The sequence below is a fragment of the Colwellia sp. C1TZA3 genome, assembly GCF_007954265.1.
Lineage (GTDB): Bacteria > Pseudomonadota > Gammaproteobacteria > Enterobacterales > Alteromonadaceae > Cognaticolwellia.
On the sequence record NZ_VOLS01000070.1, the window covers coordinates 1 to 17,741 of the forward strand.

The 17,741-nt window shown below is 41.2% G+C and carries 11 protein-coding genes; 3 read left to right on the forward strand and 8 right to left on the reverse strand.

What is annotated here, in order from left to right; translation table 11 throughout:
* The coding region (locus ESZ39_RS18140) for a hypothetical protein (RefSeq protein ID WP_223270416.1) at nt 1-239 on the forward strand (239 nt) is incomplete at its 5' end.
* Nucleotides 240-463: 224 nt separating this feature from the next.
* Here the strand turns inward: ESZ39_RS18140 and ESZ39_RS15580 are convergent.
* Nucleotides 464-784, reverse strand: coding sequence for a hypothetical protein (locus ESZ39_RS15580; RefSeq protein ID WP_146880844.1), 321 nt, complete (start codon nt 782-784; stop codon nt 464-466).
* Nucleotides 785-1,179: 395 nt separating this feature from the next.
* On the opposite strand from ESZ39_RS15580, the gene upp reads away from it, so the two are divergent.
* Nucleotides 1,180-1,806 (forward strand): uracil phosphoribosyltransferase, encoded by a 627-nt coding sequence (gene upp / locus ESZ39_RS15585; RefSeq protein ID WP_146880845.1) that lies wholly within the window; start codon nt 1,180-1,182, stop codon nt 1,804-1,806.
* A gap of 133 nt (nt 1,807-1,939) precedes the next feature.
* Nucleotides 1,940-3,205: a uracil-xanthine permease family protein gene (locus ESZ39_RS15590; protein WP_146880846.1), complete on the forward strand. Its 1,266-nt coding sequence runs from the start codon at nt 1,940-1,942 to the stop codon at nt 3,203-3,205.
* Nucleotides 3,206-4,103: 898 nt separating this feature from the next.
* On the opposite strand, the gene ESZ39_RS15595 is transcribed toward ESZ39_RS15590, so the two are convergent.
* The 7 genes from ESZ39_RS15595 to ESZ39_RS15625 all read right to left on the reverse strand — a co-directional run.
* Nucleotides 4,104-6,026: an EAL domain-containing protein gene (locus ESZ39_RS15595; RefSeq protein ID WP_146880847.1), complete on the reverse strand. Its 1,923-nt coding sequence runs from the start codon at nt 6,024-6,026 to the stop codon at nt 4,104-4,106.
* A 7-nt stretch (nt 6,027-6,033) separates the two neighbouring features.
* On the reverse strand, nt 6,034-6,729 hold the full coding sequence (locus tag ESZ39_RS15600; protein WP_146880848.1) for a transglutaminase-like cysteine peptidase: 696 nt from the start codon (nt 6,727-6,729) through the stop codon (nt 6,034-6,036).
* Between the two features lie 12 nt (nt 6,730-6,741).
* The gene (locus tag ESZ39_RS15605) at nt 6,742-7,347 is read right to left on the reverse strand and encodes an OmpA family protein (RefSeq protein ID WP_146880849.1); all 606 of its coding nucleotides are present in this window, start codon (nt 7,345-7,347) and stop codon (nt 6,742-6,744) included.
* Between the two features lie 20 nt (nt 7,348-7,367).
* A complete protein-coding gene (locus ESZ39_RS15610; protein WP_146880850.1) occupies nt 7,368-8,726 on the reverse strand; it encodes a TolC family outer membrane protein in 1,359 nt (452 codons plus the stop codon).
* Nucleotides 8,727-8,775: 49 nt separating this feature from the next.
* Nucleotides 8,776-10,149 (reverse strand): HlyD family type I secretion periplasmic adaptor subunit, encoded by a 1,374-nt coding sequence (locus tag ESZ39_RS15615; protein ID WP_146880851.1) that lies wholly within the window; start codon nt 10,147-10,149, stop codon nt 8,776-8,778.
* Nucleotides 10,146-12,320 carry a type I secretion system permease/ATPase gene (locus ESZ39_RS15620; RefSeq protein WP_146880852.1) on the reverse strand — a complete coding sequence of 725 codons (2,175 nt, stop codon included), beginning with the start codon at nt 12,318-12,320 and terminating at the stop codon, nt 10,146-10,148. The genes ESZ39_RS15615 and ESZ39_RS15620 overlap by 4 nt, the downstream gene beginning before the upstream one ends.
* Nucleotides 12,321-12,439: 119 nt before the next feature.
* A partial coding sequence (locus ESZ39_RS15625; RefSeq protein ID WP_146880853.1) for a beta strand repeat-containing protein occupies nt 12,440-17,741 on the reverse strand: 5,302 nt, incomplete at its 5' end.

The following is a 17,741-nucleotide window of genomic DNA, read 5'->3' on the forward strand; positions in this document are numbered from 1 at the left end:
TCCCAATAGCCAGCTATTGCTCAATCGAGCGCCTTACCTTGAATTATTTTTCCTGCGCACAACAAGATCACAAACTTAATGGAACTGGTATAATACCAATCCCATTAAGTTATTGCTCACTTGTACTCGTTAAAATAGCTCAATGCTGTGTTGATCTCAATCCCAATAGCCAGCTATTGCTCAATCGAGCGCCTTACCTTGAATTATTTTTCCTGCGCACAACAAGATCACAAACTTAATGGAACTGGTATTACACTCTTAAAAAGACCCTCAATAGCACTATTAATACTATTTTGTCCTTCATTTTTTAACCTATTAGCTATGACGTTTACCGTTTTGCTATCTGCTAAGTAAAACCAGCCATAAGCGTTGGTACAAAATCGCTGTTTTTCTAAATCAATTCGGTCGATACAATCGAGCACAATATGGTTATTTAACGCGGTAGGTATTACTAAACCATGCACTAACCGTTAACTTTTGTACCAAGCAAAACATTATCATCATAGGCCAATAATTGGCTTATTGTAGGGATAGTCGTTACTTGTTTAGCTGACCAACTGGCATTTTTAATATCTAATTTCAGCGGGGTTTGTGCCTTTAATAACGCCAATGCCATACATTTAATATAATGAGTTAAGCTGTTAATTCTGTCTTGTAAATTTGCTAGCGCTAAGCATTCATTGCGCGCTAAGGTGATTAACTCTCCTTCATAAAGGGCATTACAAAGTTCAGCAAAATTTGATGACTGCTGCTCCAATTGCCATAATAATGATTGAGTGACCATGAATTTAATTACTACTTTAATTACTACTTTAATTAACGCCGATAATTTAAGCATACTTGATTGTTGTGTAAAGATAAAACCGCACAACAATATTTTGTTTATCAATAATCTGCCGCGGCGAAACTACACTAACTTAAGCGCAGGGGTTAAAGTGAAAAGTACAAATAAACTCCCTATCAATTGATCAATCAACCTTAAAGAGCAATAACCCATCGAAGCACTGGTATCATAGTCCAAGGTCTCGTCATAACCTTTGATAGCGGGTTACTTCTAATCGTGGGTACATAACTAACAAAGTGGACTTATATTATTTTAAATTGCCAGCCAAACGAGCATTTACAAGTGATTTGGGTATAATATAAAAAATAATTTCCCAGCCAGTTTTGGAGCAAAAAATGAGCGTAATTGAAGTAAATCATCCCCTAATTAAACACAAGCTTGGCTTAATGCGAGAAGCCGACATAAGTACCAAGCGTTTTCGCGAACTTGCCTCCGAAGTTGGCTGTCTATTAACCTATGAAGCAACTAAGCACCTTGAACTTGAAACTAAAACCATTAATAGTTGGAATGGTGAAATTGAAGTAGAACAAATTAAAGGTAAAAAAATCACTGTTGTGCCCATTTTACGTGCGGGTTTAGGCATGATGGATGGCGTTTTAGAGCTTATTCCTAGCGCCCGTATCTCTGTGGTTGGCATGTATCGTAATGAAGAAACACTTGAACCAGTATTTTATTTTGAGAAATTAGCCGGACAAATTGAAGAACGACTCGCCCTAGTGATTGATCCCATGCTCGCTACAGGCGGCTCTATGATAGCCACAATCGACTTGTTAAAAGAGCGTGGTTCAAATCATATCAAAGCCCTAGTTTTAGTGGCTGCGCCAGAAGGTATAGCCGCGTTAGAAAAAGCACACCCTGATGTTGAGCTTTATACTGCGGCTGTCGATGACTGCCTAGATAACGCTGGTTATATATTGCCCGGTTTGGGTGATGCTGGTGATAAAATTTTTGGCACTAAGTAGTTGCTGCTTCAAAGTGTTGGTTACGGTATCTTAAGGGTGTTTCGGTTTAGGTTTGTCGCGATAATAAACATTGAGCATAGTATTTAAAAAGTCACTTTACTGCCAGCTTGCTGGCAGTTTTATTGAGTAAAGCATGAAAAAAAACCATAACGTAGATCATCAGCTAGATCATCACAATCAGTCACTCTTTAAAGAAGTACTCACCGGTACTCAAATGCTCTTTGTCGCCTTTGGCGCTTTAGTATTAATGCCATTACTCACTGGCTTAGACCCAAACGTAGCCTTGTGTACAGCCGGTATCGGCACTTTGTTATTCCAACTGGTGACAAAACGCCAAGTACCGGTATTTTTAGCTTCGTCATTTGTGTTTATTGCCCCTGTTATGTACAGCACACAAACCTGGGGTATACCGGCAACGATGGGCGCACTAGCCGTTGTTGGCGTTGTTTATGTTGGTTTTAGTGGCCTAATTAAGGTCCGCGGTGTCGGCTTTATTAGCAAGTATTTACCACCCATTGTTACCGGCCCAATTATAATGGTAATTGGTTTATCACTTGCTCCCGTTGCCGTTCATATGGCTTTGGGTCGTACAGGTGATGGCTCAAGTCAATTGATTGAACCATCACTGGCGTTAGGTATTTCATTACCAGCCCTATTAACAACCCTTTTAGTTTCGGCATTTAGTAAAGGTTTTATGCGCTTAATGCCGATTTTATCAGGCATCGTTGTCGGTTATGTTTTATCGCTTTATCACGGCATTATCGACTTTGCCCCAGTACAAAATGCGGCTTGGTTTGCCGTACCTAAATTTACCGCGCCTGAGTTTAATTGGCAGGCCATTATATATATGCTGCCAATTGCTATAGCTCCTGCCATTGAACACATTGGTGACATTTTAGCGATAAGTTCAGCAACCGGTAAAGACTACATCAAAAAGCCTGGCTTGCACCGGACACTCTTAGGTGACGGTATTGCTACTACTGCCGCGTCAATGTTAGGTGGCCCGCCCAATACCACTTATTCAGAAGTTACGGGAGCGGTAATGCTAACTAAAGCTTTTAATCCTAGAATTATGACTTGGGCTGCTTGCACAGCGATTATAATGGCTTTTGTTGGTAAATTAGGTGCCTTATTACACACCATACCCGGTGTTGTTATGGGCGGTATTATGATGCTGTTATTCGGTTTAATTGCTAGTGTTGGCTTAGGGAGTTTAGTAAAAGCAAAAGTTGATTTTGACCAACCAAGAAACTTCATTATTTTTGCTGTGGTCTTGGTTTTTGGTATCGGCGGTATGGCCTTAAATTTAGGCGGCTTTAGCATTCAAGGTATTAGCTTGTGCGCATTAGTCGCTATTGGCTTAAACTTACTTTTACCCAAAGCAGACACAAAGGTCTAAGCTTTAAAAATAAATAAAACTAAAAAATATTGGGATTTTAGCAAAGATAAGGCTTAACTTTAGCTGGCATTAATTCACAGAGAAGCAGTTGCAAGCTTCTCTGTGATGTTTTTACTTAGAAGTGATCCTAGCTATACGTTGAATTTCTAAGGCTTTCATTACCGACTCACCTTATATATACAAAGTCAGCTGGACTTTGCTGTTACCGAATACTACGCCATATCCCCAGCGCTAATTTTTCACTAAATTTAGCCAGCTATTACGCTGAGCGGTGCATCTTAGCAGCGGTTAAAGATACTTATAACAAAACGACTTAAAGGTTAAAGGCTCAATCAGCTAGTAGATCAAGGCACAACATAAAAAGCATAGTACGCCCGTTTTAAGTAGTATGACGAAAAACGGGGTTTCAATAAACTCGCGACAAAGCAAGATAAGAAACAACACTCCTTAGCCTTATAATATCTTGATTTACAAATACATTATTTTCACTTTATGCCTTGGCGCTTAATTGATAACCAAGCATAAAAAACCTTACGGCTGAAAGTACTGATGCCTTTATCTTCAAGTAACTTCGGGGTTATACCAAGTTGATTAATTACCTGCTCATTTTTAATGGTTAAAATGAATAACTACTGCGTTATAAAATTTATAAGTAGAATAACTACTGACTAAATTTTATGCCTTGTATTTGTCCATTTTTCCTCATGAAAAATGAGCAGGTAATTAATCAAATTGGTATTATACCAATCCCATTAAGTTATTGCTCACTTGTACTAGTTAAAATAGCTCAAGGCTGTGTTGCTCTCAATCCCAATAGCCAGCTATTGCTCAATCGAGCGCCTTACCTTGAGTTATTTTTCCTGCGCACAACAAGATCACAAACTTAATGGAACTGGTATTATATCTCAACAGGCGCTGAGATATACCCTTGATAACCTTCGACCTGCAGCACTTTAAACTTCTGCAAATGTTGGTCATCTTCGATACCAGTGATCACAACTTTAATTTCTAAACCGTGTGCAATATTCACTAATGCTCGGCAAAGCTCTATATTGTGTAGATTATGTTGCCCTTCTTCATCTTGATAACTCGATAAGGAAAGATCTAATTTCACATAATCTGGTTTTAACAACTGCAGATATTCTAAGGAGCCCAGCTGCTTTCCGCAATGATCTATACCGAATTGTGCACCACCTTTTGTTATAATGTCACGCAGTTTAATGGCATCAGCTAAACAGTTTGTCGCTCCCGTTTCAGATATTTCAAAATGAATCAAATGCGCATCGTTAATCTGTTTAAGAAAGGTAGTTAACCAAGTATGGAATTTGTTATTAACAATACTTTCACGGGTTAGATTTATCGCCACCGGTTCTTTATTGAGGCTTAAAATCTTGTTTTTAATCATCGCTTCTAATATACATCTATCGAGTTGGTGGCCTAATGCTAAACGTTCAACGTAAGGCATAAATTCAGCCGCGCGGGTATTTTCACCATCAATTTGTAAACGGCAATAGATCTCACGCTGCATAACCTGATCATTTTCCATTAAATGTACCGGCTGCCATTGGAAGGTAAACTGGTTGTTAGCAATCGCTTTTTCCAAGCGAGTGCACCACTCTTCTTGAGTAAACTCTTGCTCAACATCCGCCGCAAACCATTTGCTGCGTTGGTTTTCTAATCGCGCTTTCTGTAAAGCATGATCTGCCTGCGATAACAGTTCAACACGCGTTACATTGCTTGTTCTTTCACTGATACCAATGGAAAAATCGCTGTTAGGAGTGCAGCCCGCTTTCAACATTTCTTGATTGATTAAACGTATTAACAACTGCAAATACTGGCTTATTTCTTTCTTGTCAGCATTCATTACCAGAAAAGCAAACTCAGTATTTGATATACGGGCAATAAAACTTTCTGGCAGACTTTCTTGTAATTTATCCGCCATAATTTTTATGGTTTGATCGCGTAGCTGATAACCAAACTGACGGTGGATTTCCTCTAGCCAATCAAATTCAGCTAATAATAATGCACCTATACCTGGATCATGTAACCAGCTATTTAATTGCCCTGTTAAATGTGCTCTGTTGGGTAATTGCGACACAGCATCAAATAACTTTTCATTTTTTAAGTGATTAACTTGCTCATCGAGTGACGTAAAGACTAATTTTAATTGTCCTGACATCGCATTAACTGCTGACACTACTTTTTTAAGTTCCGCGGTTTTAGGTAAGGCTAAATTTTCACTGAACTTACGTTGTGCAATATTATCCGCATGTAAAGCAACCGCATTTAAGGGTTTGAGTATGGCCTTTAAACGTAATCGAAATACCAGTGTTGAAATAATAAAAATAAGCACTAAAACCTGTACCATATGAGTCATGATCCGCCATAGCTCATGGTAAGCAATAGCCGGGTTTGATTGTATTTTCAGCGTTGCTAACTGTAACCATCCGGAGGTAATAACCGTTTCTTGACTATGCCCTTTAAATAACCCCAAATTAATGAACCACTGCGGCACATCCTTTATGGTAATGGGATTTTTCCAAACCTGTTGCTTTTGATCAACAAGCCAGGTCAGACTAACCTTTTGATAAAAACCGCCTTCAAAAATAACATTGATTAAGGTTTCAGCTGTAGCAACATCGCCTGTTTTAAGGTGAGGCTTGAGCATCAAACTTAATGAAGTACTGGTATTATTAAGATCTGAGCGCATTTGCTTGCTCATAAATGCAGTCGTTTCGGTAAATTGAAAATAAAATAAACTCGACATTACCAGTAAAAATAGTACCAGCAGCAATGAATTAATCTGGTTAAACAAGGTCATTTAATACTTACTCCATTCTCAGCTTTGGTTGTTTCATATTTGAAACACGCAGCCGTTGATTTAAATTTGTCCATTGTTTAAGACGTGATGAACTGCCGGCCAGTACACCTTGGCCTTTTTCTTTATTAAGCCAAAGTTGTTGACCATTAAAACTGTATATCGGCACTAGGTCTGACCGCTGTGAAGCCGGTTTGATTTGGCTATCAATATTATCAAGGATCAGCGGCACTGAACTTGGCGTTTCATAATAAGCAACAACCATATGATATTGATTAAGTGTCAGTGCTTTTACCATCATAATGCGCATCTTTTCATCTTCAATACCCAACTCAAGTAGCGTGAAATACTTAGCAATGGCGAAATCTTCACAATCACCGCCATTAACCCCAATAAACTCGATGGGTGTAGCCCAGTAGTTTTTCTCACCCCAAAGTTTAATATCGTCAATAAAATACAACTGGTTAAAGAAATTATTAGCATTCTTTATTTTTTCAGCCGCGCTTAAGGGGTAAGAGGCTTGCAGTATATTAAACCAAGCCTGCCCCCTTTTAGCTGCACGCTCACCGTAGTGACTGTAAAGTGCATTAATAATTTTAGACTCATTTAACTGGCTTAATGATTTAGCATAAAGTAAACCCGTGCTTATCAGCAGTAATACACTGCTCAATAAGGACAGCCAGACTTTATTGCTAGTAATATTCATCGTGGTGAATACCTATTCTTCAGCTTGATCAACACTGTAAATTGTCCATTTCATATCTGTAAGTAACTTTTCTCTAGAAAGTTTGGCAACAATACGGCGGTTACGTGCATGAATGTATTCATCGTCACCTGCGAGTAAAAGTCTATCAAAGCCATAACCTATCGCGGTAATACGAGCTTGCTCAACCATAAACTTATTCACTAATATATTTTGGATGGCCTGTGCTCTATTTTGCGATAATATTTGATTTAACACTTTTGTGCCCCGTTTACTGGTATGCCCCTCAATGGTCAGCTTAGCCCTAGGGTTATCCTTCATAAACTCAGCTAGCTTCTTGATTTCAGATAAGAATCGCCATTCAACAGTATAAGAATTAGGGATAAAATTCACCTGCAGCTTATGCTTTAGTTCTTCTATGCGATCGGATCCACAACCATTATTAGCTACGCTTGCACCAACAAAACTATCTTGGCATTGATCGCGGGCATTAATGATGCCATCAGCTTCAATATCAGCTAAATCAGCTTTTTGTACTGTTGGCTCAGGTGTCATCTCTTGGATCTGTATTGAACAACCAGAAATAGCTAAGGTGAGCAAAATAGTCATTATATAATTCATTGTGTTACTCCCTCTGTGAATTATTTTTCACCTTGCCAAGATGATGGACGCGTTACTCTTAATGAATCAAGTAATAGACCCATGGCATGTAAAACACGATATTGTGCGGTAATTTCGGTCATCTCTACACCTAAAAAATCGATGCGCGACTGATACAATTCATTTTCAGTATCAAGTAAATCTAGTAGGCTACGCTGGCCAATACGAAATTGTTGTTGATAATTCGATTGCGTCTCTTTTGCAGCAATAACATGCATTTTGATATACTTTTTTTGTAAATTAAGTTGCTCAAAAGCATTCCAAGAAAGCATATAACCCTCTTCGACTTGACGATGTGCACTGACGTTAAGATCTTTTGCTTGGTTCACCTTATAAGCAGACTCTTTGGCATGCGCTTTATCTTTGCCACCAGAAAAAATATTATATGAAAAACGCACCATGGCCAACACTTGATTCGACTCGCCATTACTATCAAATGCACTGCTCTGAATACCGTCGAGATTATTATCAGAGTTGGCTTCAATAACAAATGACACTTTCGGATAAAAAGTGGATTTAGCGGATGTATATTGATAATTTGCGGCACTAATATCATTGGCTGCAGCTTTAATAACTGCGTTGTTTTTCAGTGCTTTTTTTAAGCCTGCATTTTTATTTTCAGGAAATAATGCTGAATCAGGGTAAGGAATAACTAAATTATCCGGACGTTGTGCAATAACCCGATAAAACATGGCCTTGCTATCCAAGTAATTATTCTTGGCGGCAATTAAATTCGACTGTGCGCTTGCGAGACGGCCATTGATCTGTGATAAATCAGCACTGCTGCCCAGGCCTGACTCGGTACGTAATTTAATTTGCTCATATATTTTTTGATGGGAGACAAGATTTTTTTCAGAAAGCCCCACCAATTGCTCATTTTTAATTAAATCAACATAAACTCGACTCACTTCTAGCGCTACGTCTTCAGCTTTACTATATAGGCGCCACTGCTCTGCTATGGTGGAAGAGCTGGCTCGGCTAACTTCACTGCTGGTATGAAAACCGCTAAATAAATTTTGTTTAAGACTAAGGCCGAGTTCCCTACGATTTAAAGTTTCAGTATCAGCAGTCGAACTTCGCGTACTAGGGCTATCGGTGTACTCATAACCAATACCTGCGGTTAAATCGATGGTGGGAAAATATCCCGCTTCAGCCTGTTCCACCTGTGTTTCTACTACTTTAAACTGTGCATAAGCAGTTCTAATGTCAGGGTGAGTATCTAACGAATAAGCAATCGCTTGCTCTAACGACTGAGCGTTGGCCAACATAGGAACAAACATCGATGCAGATAGCAGAACTATCACTTTTTTTTGTACCAACCTTAATTTACAACGTTTCATTACAACTCCATTTATATTTATATTAATATGTAATTTGATTTGATTTGATTTAATTTTCTCTAAGCGCCATATCTTTAGCGCGTAAAATAGGGTTTAAAATATATTCAAGTACGCTTCTTTTACTCATGATGACATCAACCGAAGTCAGCATCCCAGGAATGATAGACATATCCTTTTTCTCTTTATTGTGTATCTTCGAGTCTGTTGTCCTTATTCTTATGATGTAAAAGCTATTACCGTCCTCGTCTTGTGTGGTATCTGCACTAATATGCTCAACAATACCGCTAAGCCCGCCATAGCGAGTAAAATCATAAGCGGTTATTTTGACCATAGCCGGTAGGCCAATATGAATAAAACCAATATCTTTGGGTAATATTTTTGCTTCAATTAATAGTTTATCTTCTGTTGGTACGATTTCTAATAGCGCTTGCCCAGGTTTGATTACACCACCTAAGGTATTGATATAGACAGTGTTAATCGTTCCAATTACAGGGGAGCTGATTAATGCTTTTTTAACTTTATCCTGTACACCCACTTGTGCTTCTGTAATACGAGAAAATTTTGATTGTAACTCGTTCAGTTGTGCACGCGCGTCTGCACGGTAGTTGAGCACAGCTTCACGACGTTTTAAAACCGCTTCTTCAAATGCTGACTGTTGTTTAGGTTTTATTAAACGCAATGATTGTAATTCACCATGGGTATCATTAAGCGTACGCTCTAATTTTAGTAGCTCAACTTCTGGCACAATATTTTTTTCTGCCAGCGGGCGGGTTAATGTCAGCTCTTTCTTTATCAGCTTCCAACTCATTTTCAATGTCCATATTTTCGAGTCCTGCCCCTTAATTTCTTGTTCACGCTGTGTTATTTGATGTCCTTGTATGGCCACTTTATTCTGAAGGTTGTTAAGTCGTCCATTATACTCATCTTGTTGATATAAAACCAATTGAGGAGAGTTTTCATTTAAATCATCAGGGAATTTCAACCGCTGTTTACTGATCTTAATTTGTAATTTCCAGTCAGGTACATCAGCCACTAAAATACTAGTTAATTCAGTTCGCAAGCGAATAATATCAGCACGCAACGCGTCCACTTCTTTATTTTGCTGTGCCATATCAGAGCGAAAACGGGTGTCATCAATGCGGGCCAGCATTTGACCTTTTTTAACTGACATCCCCTCTTTAACGTATAACTCTTGTAAAATTCCGCCATCAAGACTTTGAATAATTTGTACCTGAGTTGATGGAATAACTTTACCTTCTCCTCGGGTAACACGATCCAATTCGGCAAAATAGGCCCAGACAAAAAAGCAGACAAATAGTGCCGCTAATGACCAAATGGTTAGACGATGAATACTGGGTACTTGGGTTAAAATAGCGCCGTAAGCATCATCCGCCATTTCTAGATCTTCTTTGGTTATTTTCATTGTTTTACCCCTGCAGCCAATGCGCCACTTTTAAGCTGCGCAAGGATTGTTTCTTTGTCTCCATCAGCAACTAAACGGCCACTGTCTAAGACAATGATGCGGTCAACTAACTTTAACAGATGCATTTTATGGGTAATTAATATCAGCGAGCGATCTTTAGCAGTTTTCTCCATAGCATGCATAAATTGTTGCTCGGCTCGCGCATCAAGGCTCGCCGTTGGTTCATCCAACAACAAAATCTTCGGATCATTTAAAATTGCCCTGGCTAAAGCCACTGATTGGCGCTGCCCACGTGATAAAGATTTCCCTCCTTCACCTACCTGTAAATCTAAGCCTTCAGACCCAAGGTCGGTAAATATCGATACACCGGATAGCTGAGCGGCACGCATCATTTGATATTCAGTAACCTGGCGCGTACCAAACAGAATGTTATCTTTAATTGAACCATGAAACAGCACGATATCTTGGGCTAAATAACCAAAATTACGCCGCAGATCACTGGGGTGGATCTGTCCCTGATGTAAACCGTCGTAGAGAATACTGCCCAGTGTCGGTTTAAACAAGCCTAATAACAATTTTGCCAAAGTACTTTTACCTGAGCCATTACGCCCAATAATAGCAATTTTTTCTCCTGGTCTGATTTTTATCGATAAAGGATGTAAAGCAGGTTTATTAATATCTGGGTAATTAAAGCCCATACTTTCAACCACAATATGACCTTCTAATTGCGGGCGACTGGCTAATTGTCCCTTATTTTCAAATTCATCTTCTTGCTCCATAATCCCATCAAGCTGTCGCAACGAGCTCACGGTTTGATTATAACGGGTCATTAACGCCGCCACTCTTGCCATCGGACCAACGGCACGGCTCGACAACATAACCGCGGCAATAATGCCGCCCATTGAAATTAGACCATCAGACACCCGATAGACCCCCAGCACTAGTACCGCAACACTGGTCATCTGTAGGATAAAACTGGCAAAATTAGTCACTGAATTAGTGATCATTTTGGTTTTTAACTGCCAGTTTGAGGTGTGGCCAAGCATCTGTTGCCAATAATTTTGTACAATACCTTCTGCCCCGTTAGCTTTAATCGACTCCAGCGCAGATAAACTTTCAATGAGATGTCCGTGCCGTAAGCCGGAAAATTTATTACTCTCTTCGATAGCCAAACTTAATTTTGTCTGCTTCATTAATGCATAACCAATAATTAATACACTCGCAACAACAGAAAGCAGTGCTAAATCACCGGCCACTAAGTAAATAATAAAGATAAATAACAGGGAAAAAGGTAAATCTACTAAGGCGGTGATGGTTGCTGATGATAAAAACTCGCGTATATTGTCAAACTCACCGAGCTGCTTGGCCATGCCTCCAACACTCGGTGCACGTTTTTCCAACGGAATACCTACAACTTTCGAAAATAATCGGGAAGAGACTTGAATATCAATTTTTTTACCAGCCATGTCGATTAAGTAGCTACGCAACTGCTTTAAAATCAGATCAAATATATAGGCCACTGAAGCACCAACCGCTAATACCCACATGCTTTCAAAAGCCAAATTAGGCACTACTTTATCGTAAACATTCATCACTAATAATGGCGAAATCAACGCAAAAACATTCACTAAAACTGAAGCGATTATCACATCACGATAGATCGAAGCCGACTCACGGATATGTTGCCATAACCAATGTTTTTTAGTGTCGCTAATGTGAACATCAAAATTATGGTCAGCATGGTATTTTTTCTTAATTAAAAACAAATAACCGACATAAACAGACTCTAATTCCTCGATGCTCATTTCTGTTTCACCACCGGTTTCAGGCAGAGTGACGATAGCTTTATTGGCTTTAATGTCGAGTGCTTGCAAGATGCAGGCTTTTTGATCTTTAAGCAGCAAAATACAAGGAAATAGCATGGCCGGAATATTATTTAAGCTTTTACGACTTAACTTGGCGGTTAATTCTGCGCGAGCGGCGGCTTGTGGTAATAATTCAGGAGAAAGGTTGCTGCTTGTTAGCGGTAACCCCGCAGCTAAGGCATCGGCAGAGCAAGGGTTACCAAAGTGCTCACTCAGCAATACCAGACAGTCTAGTAGCGGATCTTCGCTAACTCGCTGCCCGGCATTAATAGTCCAGTGTTTTTCTTGTGGTGCTGAAGAAGACATCAAAAATTCTCTTAGAAAAGTGGGGAAAGCATAAAAGATACCTGGTATAAAAAAGTAAATTATTTGCACAAAAAAGAACAACCCCCAGGTTGCTCTTTAATATAATGCTAACTTAACGCCTATGTAGCAGCATCTGGAATATCAATTACCTTAGTATCAGTATCAATTTTAGAGATATCACTAATAATTAACGTCCCTACATTGTCACTACTAAATAAGTTATTAATAATCTCAATATCATCGCTACCTAAATCAACACCATCAAGAATGATGGTCTGGCTAGGCGCCCCCTCATCAGATGCATCCCCTTCGACAAAGATATCAATTGTTGTGTTAGTACCATCAGACGAGAAGTTTAAAAAATCATCTAGAACATCCTCTGTAGTGAGAACTAAAATACCGCTTAGGTCGAGCTTATCGCCTTCAGCGACACTAAAGTCTTTAATGTGATCAACTCCAACATCGCCATCTTGCCAGATAAACGTATCAGCGCCAGTGCCACCGATAAGAATATCATTGCCACTGCCACCGATGATGGTGTCATTGCCTGTGCTTGTGGTAATGGTGTCATCGCCATCTCCGGCATTAACTATATTAACGCCTGCACCTGTAGTAATACTATCGCTACCTGAACCGGTAGTGATGGTACTGGTGGTGGCTGCGGCTGTGGCACCTGTAGAGATGACATTATTACCATCTCCGGCATTAATAGTGAATGTTCCGGCACCCGTACTAATTTGATCGTTACCTGAACCACTGCTTATCGTACTGACACCGGCAGCGACAGTGATTTTATTATTACCCTCACCAGCATCCACTATGAAGTTGCCTGCTGCACCACTAATAATGTCGTTACCGGCACCAGCATCTACGGTACCACTAGCACCCGTCATGTTTATAGTGTCATCTCCGCCACCAGCCTTAGCGATAACTCCAGCACCAGCATTGATGGTGTTGTCACCCTCACCAGCATCAATGGTAGTCGCGGCCAGAGTCGCAGAGGCCACACTAGCACCTGCAGTGATAGTATCATCGCCATCGCCACCAGTTATTACACTATTACCCGCAGCTACAAGAATAGTGTCATTACCTGCACCACCGCTAAGAATACTGTTACCGGCGGCTGCCGTTATTTTGTCATCACCTTCTCCACCATATATAGTAAAGTTACCAGCAGCAGCAGTTATAGTGTCGTTACCACTTTCACCATAGGCTGTATTGTTTGCACCAATGGCGAAATTGTCATCACCAAGACCACCATAGACTGTATTGAGACCTGCACCTATAGTCAAGGTATCTACACCGTCGCCACCAAGCACAATATTGTTGTCACCTGCTCCCATGGTAATGGCATCGGCTCCACCCAAGCCTACGATAACATTGTTGTCACCCGCAGCAACAGTTATCGCATCCGCGGTCTCTGTCCCAAGATTTGTGGGTATAACCATTGATATAGCATCGCTATCTACTAATGTGCCATCAGTAGTTTCGACCGTCATAGATACCAAGCTAGTGTTACCATCGGCCCTAATGTAACTCAAACCATCGAGTGCAAAGTTGATTTCTGTTGCCGTTCCTTTAATTGTTACTGTACCTGTACCATTAGCCGTAATGAATGCACTGCCACTCGTTACCACATTTAGTGTTCCCCCGGTACCTACACTCAACGTTGTAGTTAAGAACAAGCTGTCTGCATCGGCTACCGTAATAGCGTTAGCGTTGGCGGTGTTAAATACCAATGTATCTGTTGCTAAAAGTGTGTACTGTACGTCTGGCGCTGTATTCACGGGTGCCTGTATACTGTCTTGTACTGGGCCAACCTGCACGTTGACGTTGGCTGTTTCCTCCACTCCACCCGATTTTACTGTGTATGTAAAAGACACCAAGCCGTTGTAAGTTACTAGTGTCGGTGTGAAGACTAATTCATTGTTCAGTAGTACCAAACTGCCGTTAGCAACGGCTACAGCAGCTCCGCCCTCAGTGATCGCACTGCCATTGACTGCCGTAATGGTCTTATCATCATTTGAAAAGTTGTCGTTAGCTAAAACATTAATCGTTAATGATGAAACTGACGGAGATCCTTCTGCTGTTGTAAGGCCCTCAAGTCCCGCCGCAAGTCCAGCCACAGCTGCAACGTTAGCCTCAAATACTAAGTCACTAGTCGTAATTACGGTATCAACTGTGCCCATTAGTGTCAGTTCATCTGCTGTAATACCTGGCAGTCCAGACTCTATATACTGATAAATTGCAGAATCATTAGCATCTGTAACAACAAAAAAAGAAACATCGCCAGTATTTCCAGTAGTCCAGGTTGCTCCTATGGTAAGTGCTGCTGCAGCGGTCGCTGGACTGATTGCTGCACCCTCTGGCATCGCATAAAAGTAAACACTATCTGCAATTATGGTTAAATCACCTGTCACGGCTGTTGTCGTAGTCTGTGCAGTCATAGCATCGAGATTGAGCTTATCAGTACCTGACGTAAAGTCTGTGATCGCGTCACTACCGTTTGCCGTCGCATTAGCACCAAAAATCACAGTATCTTTGTCACTATCATTTCCAAGCCAAATGATGTCATCTCCCGCACCACTGTTGATGATGTCTGCACCTGTAGCAGCGTTGATTCTGTCATTGCCGCTACCACTGAAAATGATGTCATCGCCAGCACCTGCACCGATGATGTCATCACCTGTAGCACTGAGGATAATATCTGCTCCCTCTCCGGTAGCAACCGTGTCATTACCCGAACCACTGAGGACAATATCTGCACCACCCGTCGTGGTAACAGTGTCATTTCCCGCACCACTGACAACGGTGTCTGCACCAGCGCCAGTAGTTACAGTGTCATCACCTGCACCACTGAGTACGGTGCTTGTACCAAGACCTACGTTGGTGGTGGTGATAGTGTCGTTACCGTCGCCACTGGTTACCTTAGTGTTACCAGTACCTGTAGTGGTAGTGGTAACAGTGTTGTTACCGTCACCTGCCATAATGGTGTTGTCGCCGTTGATATTGGTGGTAGTCATGGTGTCATTGCCGCTGCCCATTCCGACAAAGTTGCCACCAATACCCGTGATGGTGGTGGTGATTTTGTTGTCGCCGTCGCCGGCACAGATAACGTTGTCGCCGTCGACCGTGGTCGTGGTGATAGTATCGTTACCCTCTAGCGTGACTATGCTGTTGCTGCTGCTGCCCTTAGAGGTAGTGGTGATGGTGTCGTTACCACCCAAACCGTAGATGACGGTGTCGGTACTTGTGGACCCGACAGTGAAATTATCATGGCCCGTTGTCAAGGATTTTCCAGTAGTAGGAATATTGTCACAAAATCCTGTGCTTGTTGGAGTGTATGAAACTGTATCATCTTTAATATCGACTACAGGTATCATGTTTATTGCTACGTGCCCGACAGTTACTGCCGATTCTGTATTTGTACTTGTTACTGTCAGGATAACTGAGCCATTGTAATCAGCTACCTCGCTTTCATAGACTAACCCATTAAGAGCGCCGTTGATCGCTGCTACCGTGCCCGATATAGTCACACTACCGCTGGCATTTGTTGTAATAGTGGCACCATTAAATACTTGTGCTGTTAAGGTACCACTGTCTACACTAAGCGTTGTCGTTGTAACATCATCAACCACTGTAATTGGGTTATTGTTATCGGTGCTGAACACCAGCTCTGTGTCTTCAAGTGTATTCTGACCACTTGGTATATTATTTACCGGTGGCTCTCCTTGCCCTGTATCGTTATCGGTTATGTTACCTGTCGCAGCCACACCGCCTATAGATAAGATGAAAGACTCAGTAGCTTCATAATCATCATTACCGTCCACTGTAGGCACTGTCACTGTAAAGTTTGTAACATCTGCTGGTACACTCACTTTTCCTGTAGCGCTGTCGTAAGTAACTCCATCACTGAAAACTAGATGATCTTTATAGTCGCTACCTAGATTCGCTGAACCGTTCATAAGTGCTAGTGTAAATGTCGTTGCAATTGATGAAGCATTGGACATATTAACCGTGAAGACTGCAGCATCCCCCTCATTAACTGTCACATTGTTAATATTACCATTGGCATCACCAACATGGCTAATAGTCGGTGCAGCATCGTTGTCAGTGATAATACCCGTACCTGTAACAGTGTTGTTACCACCGACGTCACCAATTGAGAGGTTAAAAGCCTCTGTTGGCTCATGGATTGTATTATTAGTCGTTGGCACTGTTACTGTGAAGCCAGTGACACCAACGGGCACACTGATGAATCCAGTACCTGGGTCATATGTGACACCGTTACTGAAAATCATAGTATTGGTGTAGTCACTTGCTAGTTCCGCTGAACCATCAGTAAGTGCTAGTTTGTATTCGATAACCCTTGTAGTAACATTCGATAGATTAACTGTGAATACAGCAGATATACCCTCAAGGACTGTTACATTATTAACAGATCCTGATGAATCGCCAATATGACCGATGGTTGGTGAACCATCGTTATCATTAATAGTACCCGTGCCTACCTGGCCACCGATGTTAAGAGTGAAATTTTCAGCTGCCGCCTCACTAATACTATCGTCGACGGTTTGGATTGCCACAGTAAAACTGCTCACTCCTGCTGGTACTGTAACCTTTTCTGTTGCGCTGTTGTAGGTGACTCCATTACTAAACACCATCGTATTTGTAGTTTCACCATCCACTGTTTTCGTAATTGCATAATCTAAACCAAGTAGAGCCGTACCATGTGTAAGACTCAGGTCAAAGGTGTTTTCGCTCAATGAAGCCTTAGACATCTGCACGGTAAAGACTGCAGTTGCCCCCTCATCGACAGTGACTTCGTTACCGAAACCGGCTGGGTCACCAACTCTAATAATAGTAGGTATGGCATCTATTATATTGTCCGCGTCACTGTTATTGTCAATTGCACTCGCTTGATTTCCGGCCGGATCTGTCACCGTTGCAACAACTGAATAAGCGCCATCGGGTAAGTCCGTGACTACCGCTGCTGAGTATGTTCCACTACTTGCCGTTGTTGTAAATGTCTGAGTTGCATTCGCTGAATCAGTGACAACTAAAGTAATTTCGGTGCCATCTGCTACATCGGTTGTACCTGTAATAGTTGGCGTTGTATCACTTGTTAAATCTGGCGCAGCTACTGTGATAGTTGGTGGCGTCGTATCTGCTTCAAATGCGGTAGCCTTTGCTTCGCCTGAAGCATTGCCCGCAGGATCACTAAGCGTTGCTATTACGACTGCCTCTGGATCCACGTCGATTGTTATGCCACTTATAATATCGTGTGCATCTAATGTGACGACTGTTTTCACACCATCGACGGTATACGTTAGTGTATCGCCAACGTCTGAGCCCGTTACACCGATTATTGCGCTAACCGTGCCATCTGTTCCAAGCTCTGCTGCATTGTAAACGCTATCG

Bases quoted from the DNA above. Each gene is read 5' to 3' on its own strand.
- ESZ39_RS15595 (WP_146880847.1), bottom strand. From the start codon at position 6,026: ATGACCTTGTTTAACCAGATTAATTCATTGCTGCTGGTACTATTTTTA.
- ESZ39_RS15580 (WP_146880844.1), bottom strand. From the start codon at position 784: ATGGTCACTCAATCATTATTATGGCAATTGGAGCAGCAGTCATCAAAT.
- ESZ39_RS15590 (WP_146880846.1), top strand. From the start codon at position 1,940: ATGAAAAAAAACCATAACGTAGATCATCAGCTAGATCATCACAATCAG.
- ESZ39_RS15615 (WP_146880851.1), bottom strand. From the start codon at position 10,149: ATGAAAATAACCAAAGAAGATCTAGAAATGGCGGATGATGCTTACGGC.
- upp (WP_146880845.1), top strand. From the start codon at position 1,180: ATGAGCGTAATTGAAGTAAATCATCCCCTAATTAAACACAAGCTTGGC.
- ESZ39_RS15610 (WP_146880850.1), bottom strand. From the start codon at position 8,726: ATGAAACGTTGTAAATTAAGGTTGGTACAAAAAAAAGTGATAGTTCTG.
- ESZ39_RS15600 (WP_146880848.1), bottom strand. From the start codon at position 6,729: ATGAATATTACTAGCAATAAAGTCTGGCTGTCCTTATTGAGCAGTGTA.
- ESZ39_RS15620 (WP_146880852.1), bottom strand. From the start codon at position 12,320: ATGTCTTCTTCAGCACCACAAGAAAAACACTGGACTATTAATGCCGGG.
- ESZ39_RS15605 (WP_146880849.1), bottom strand. From the start codon at position 7,347: ATGAATTATATAATGACTATTTTGCTCACCTTAGCTATTTCTGGTTGT.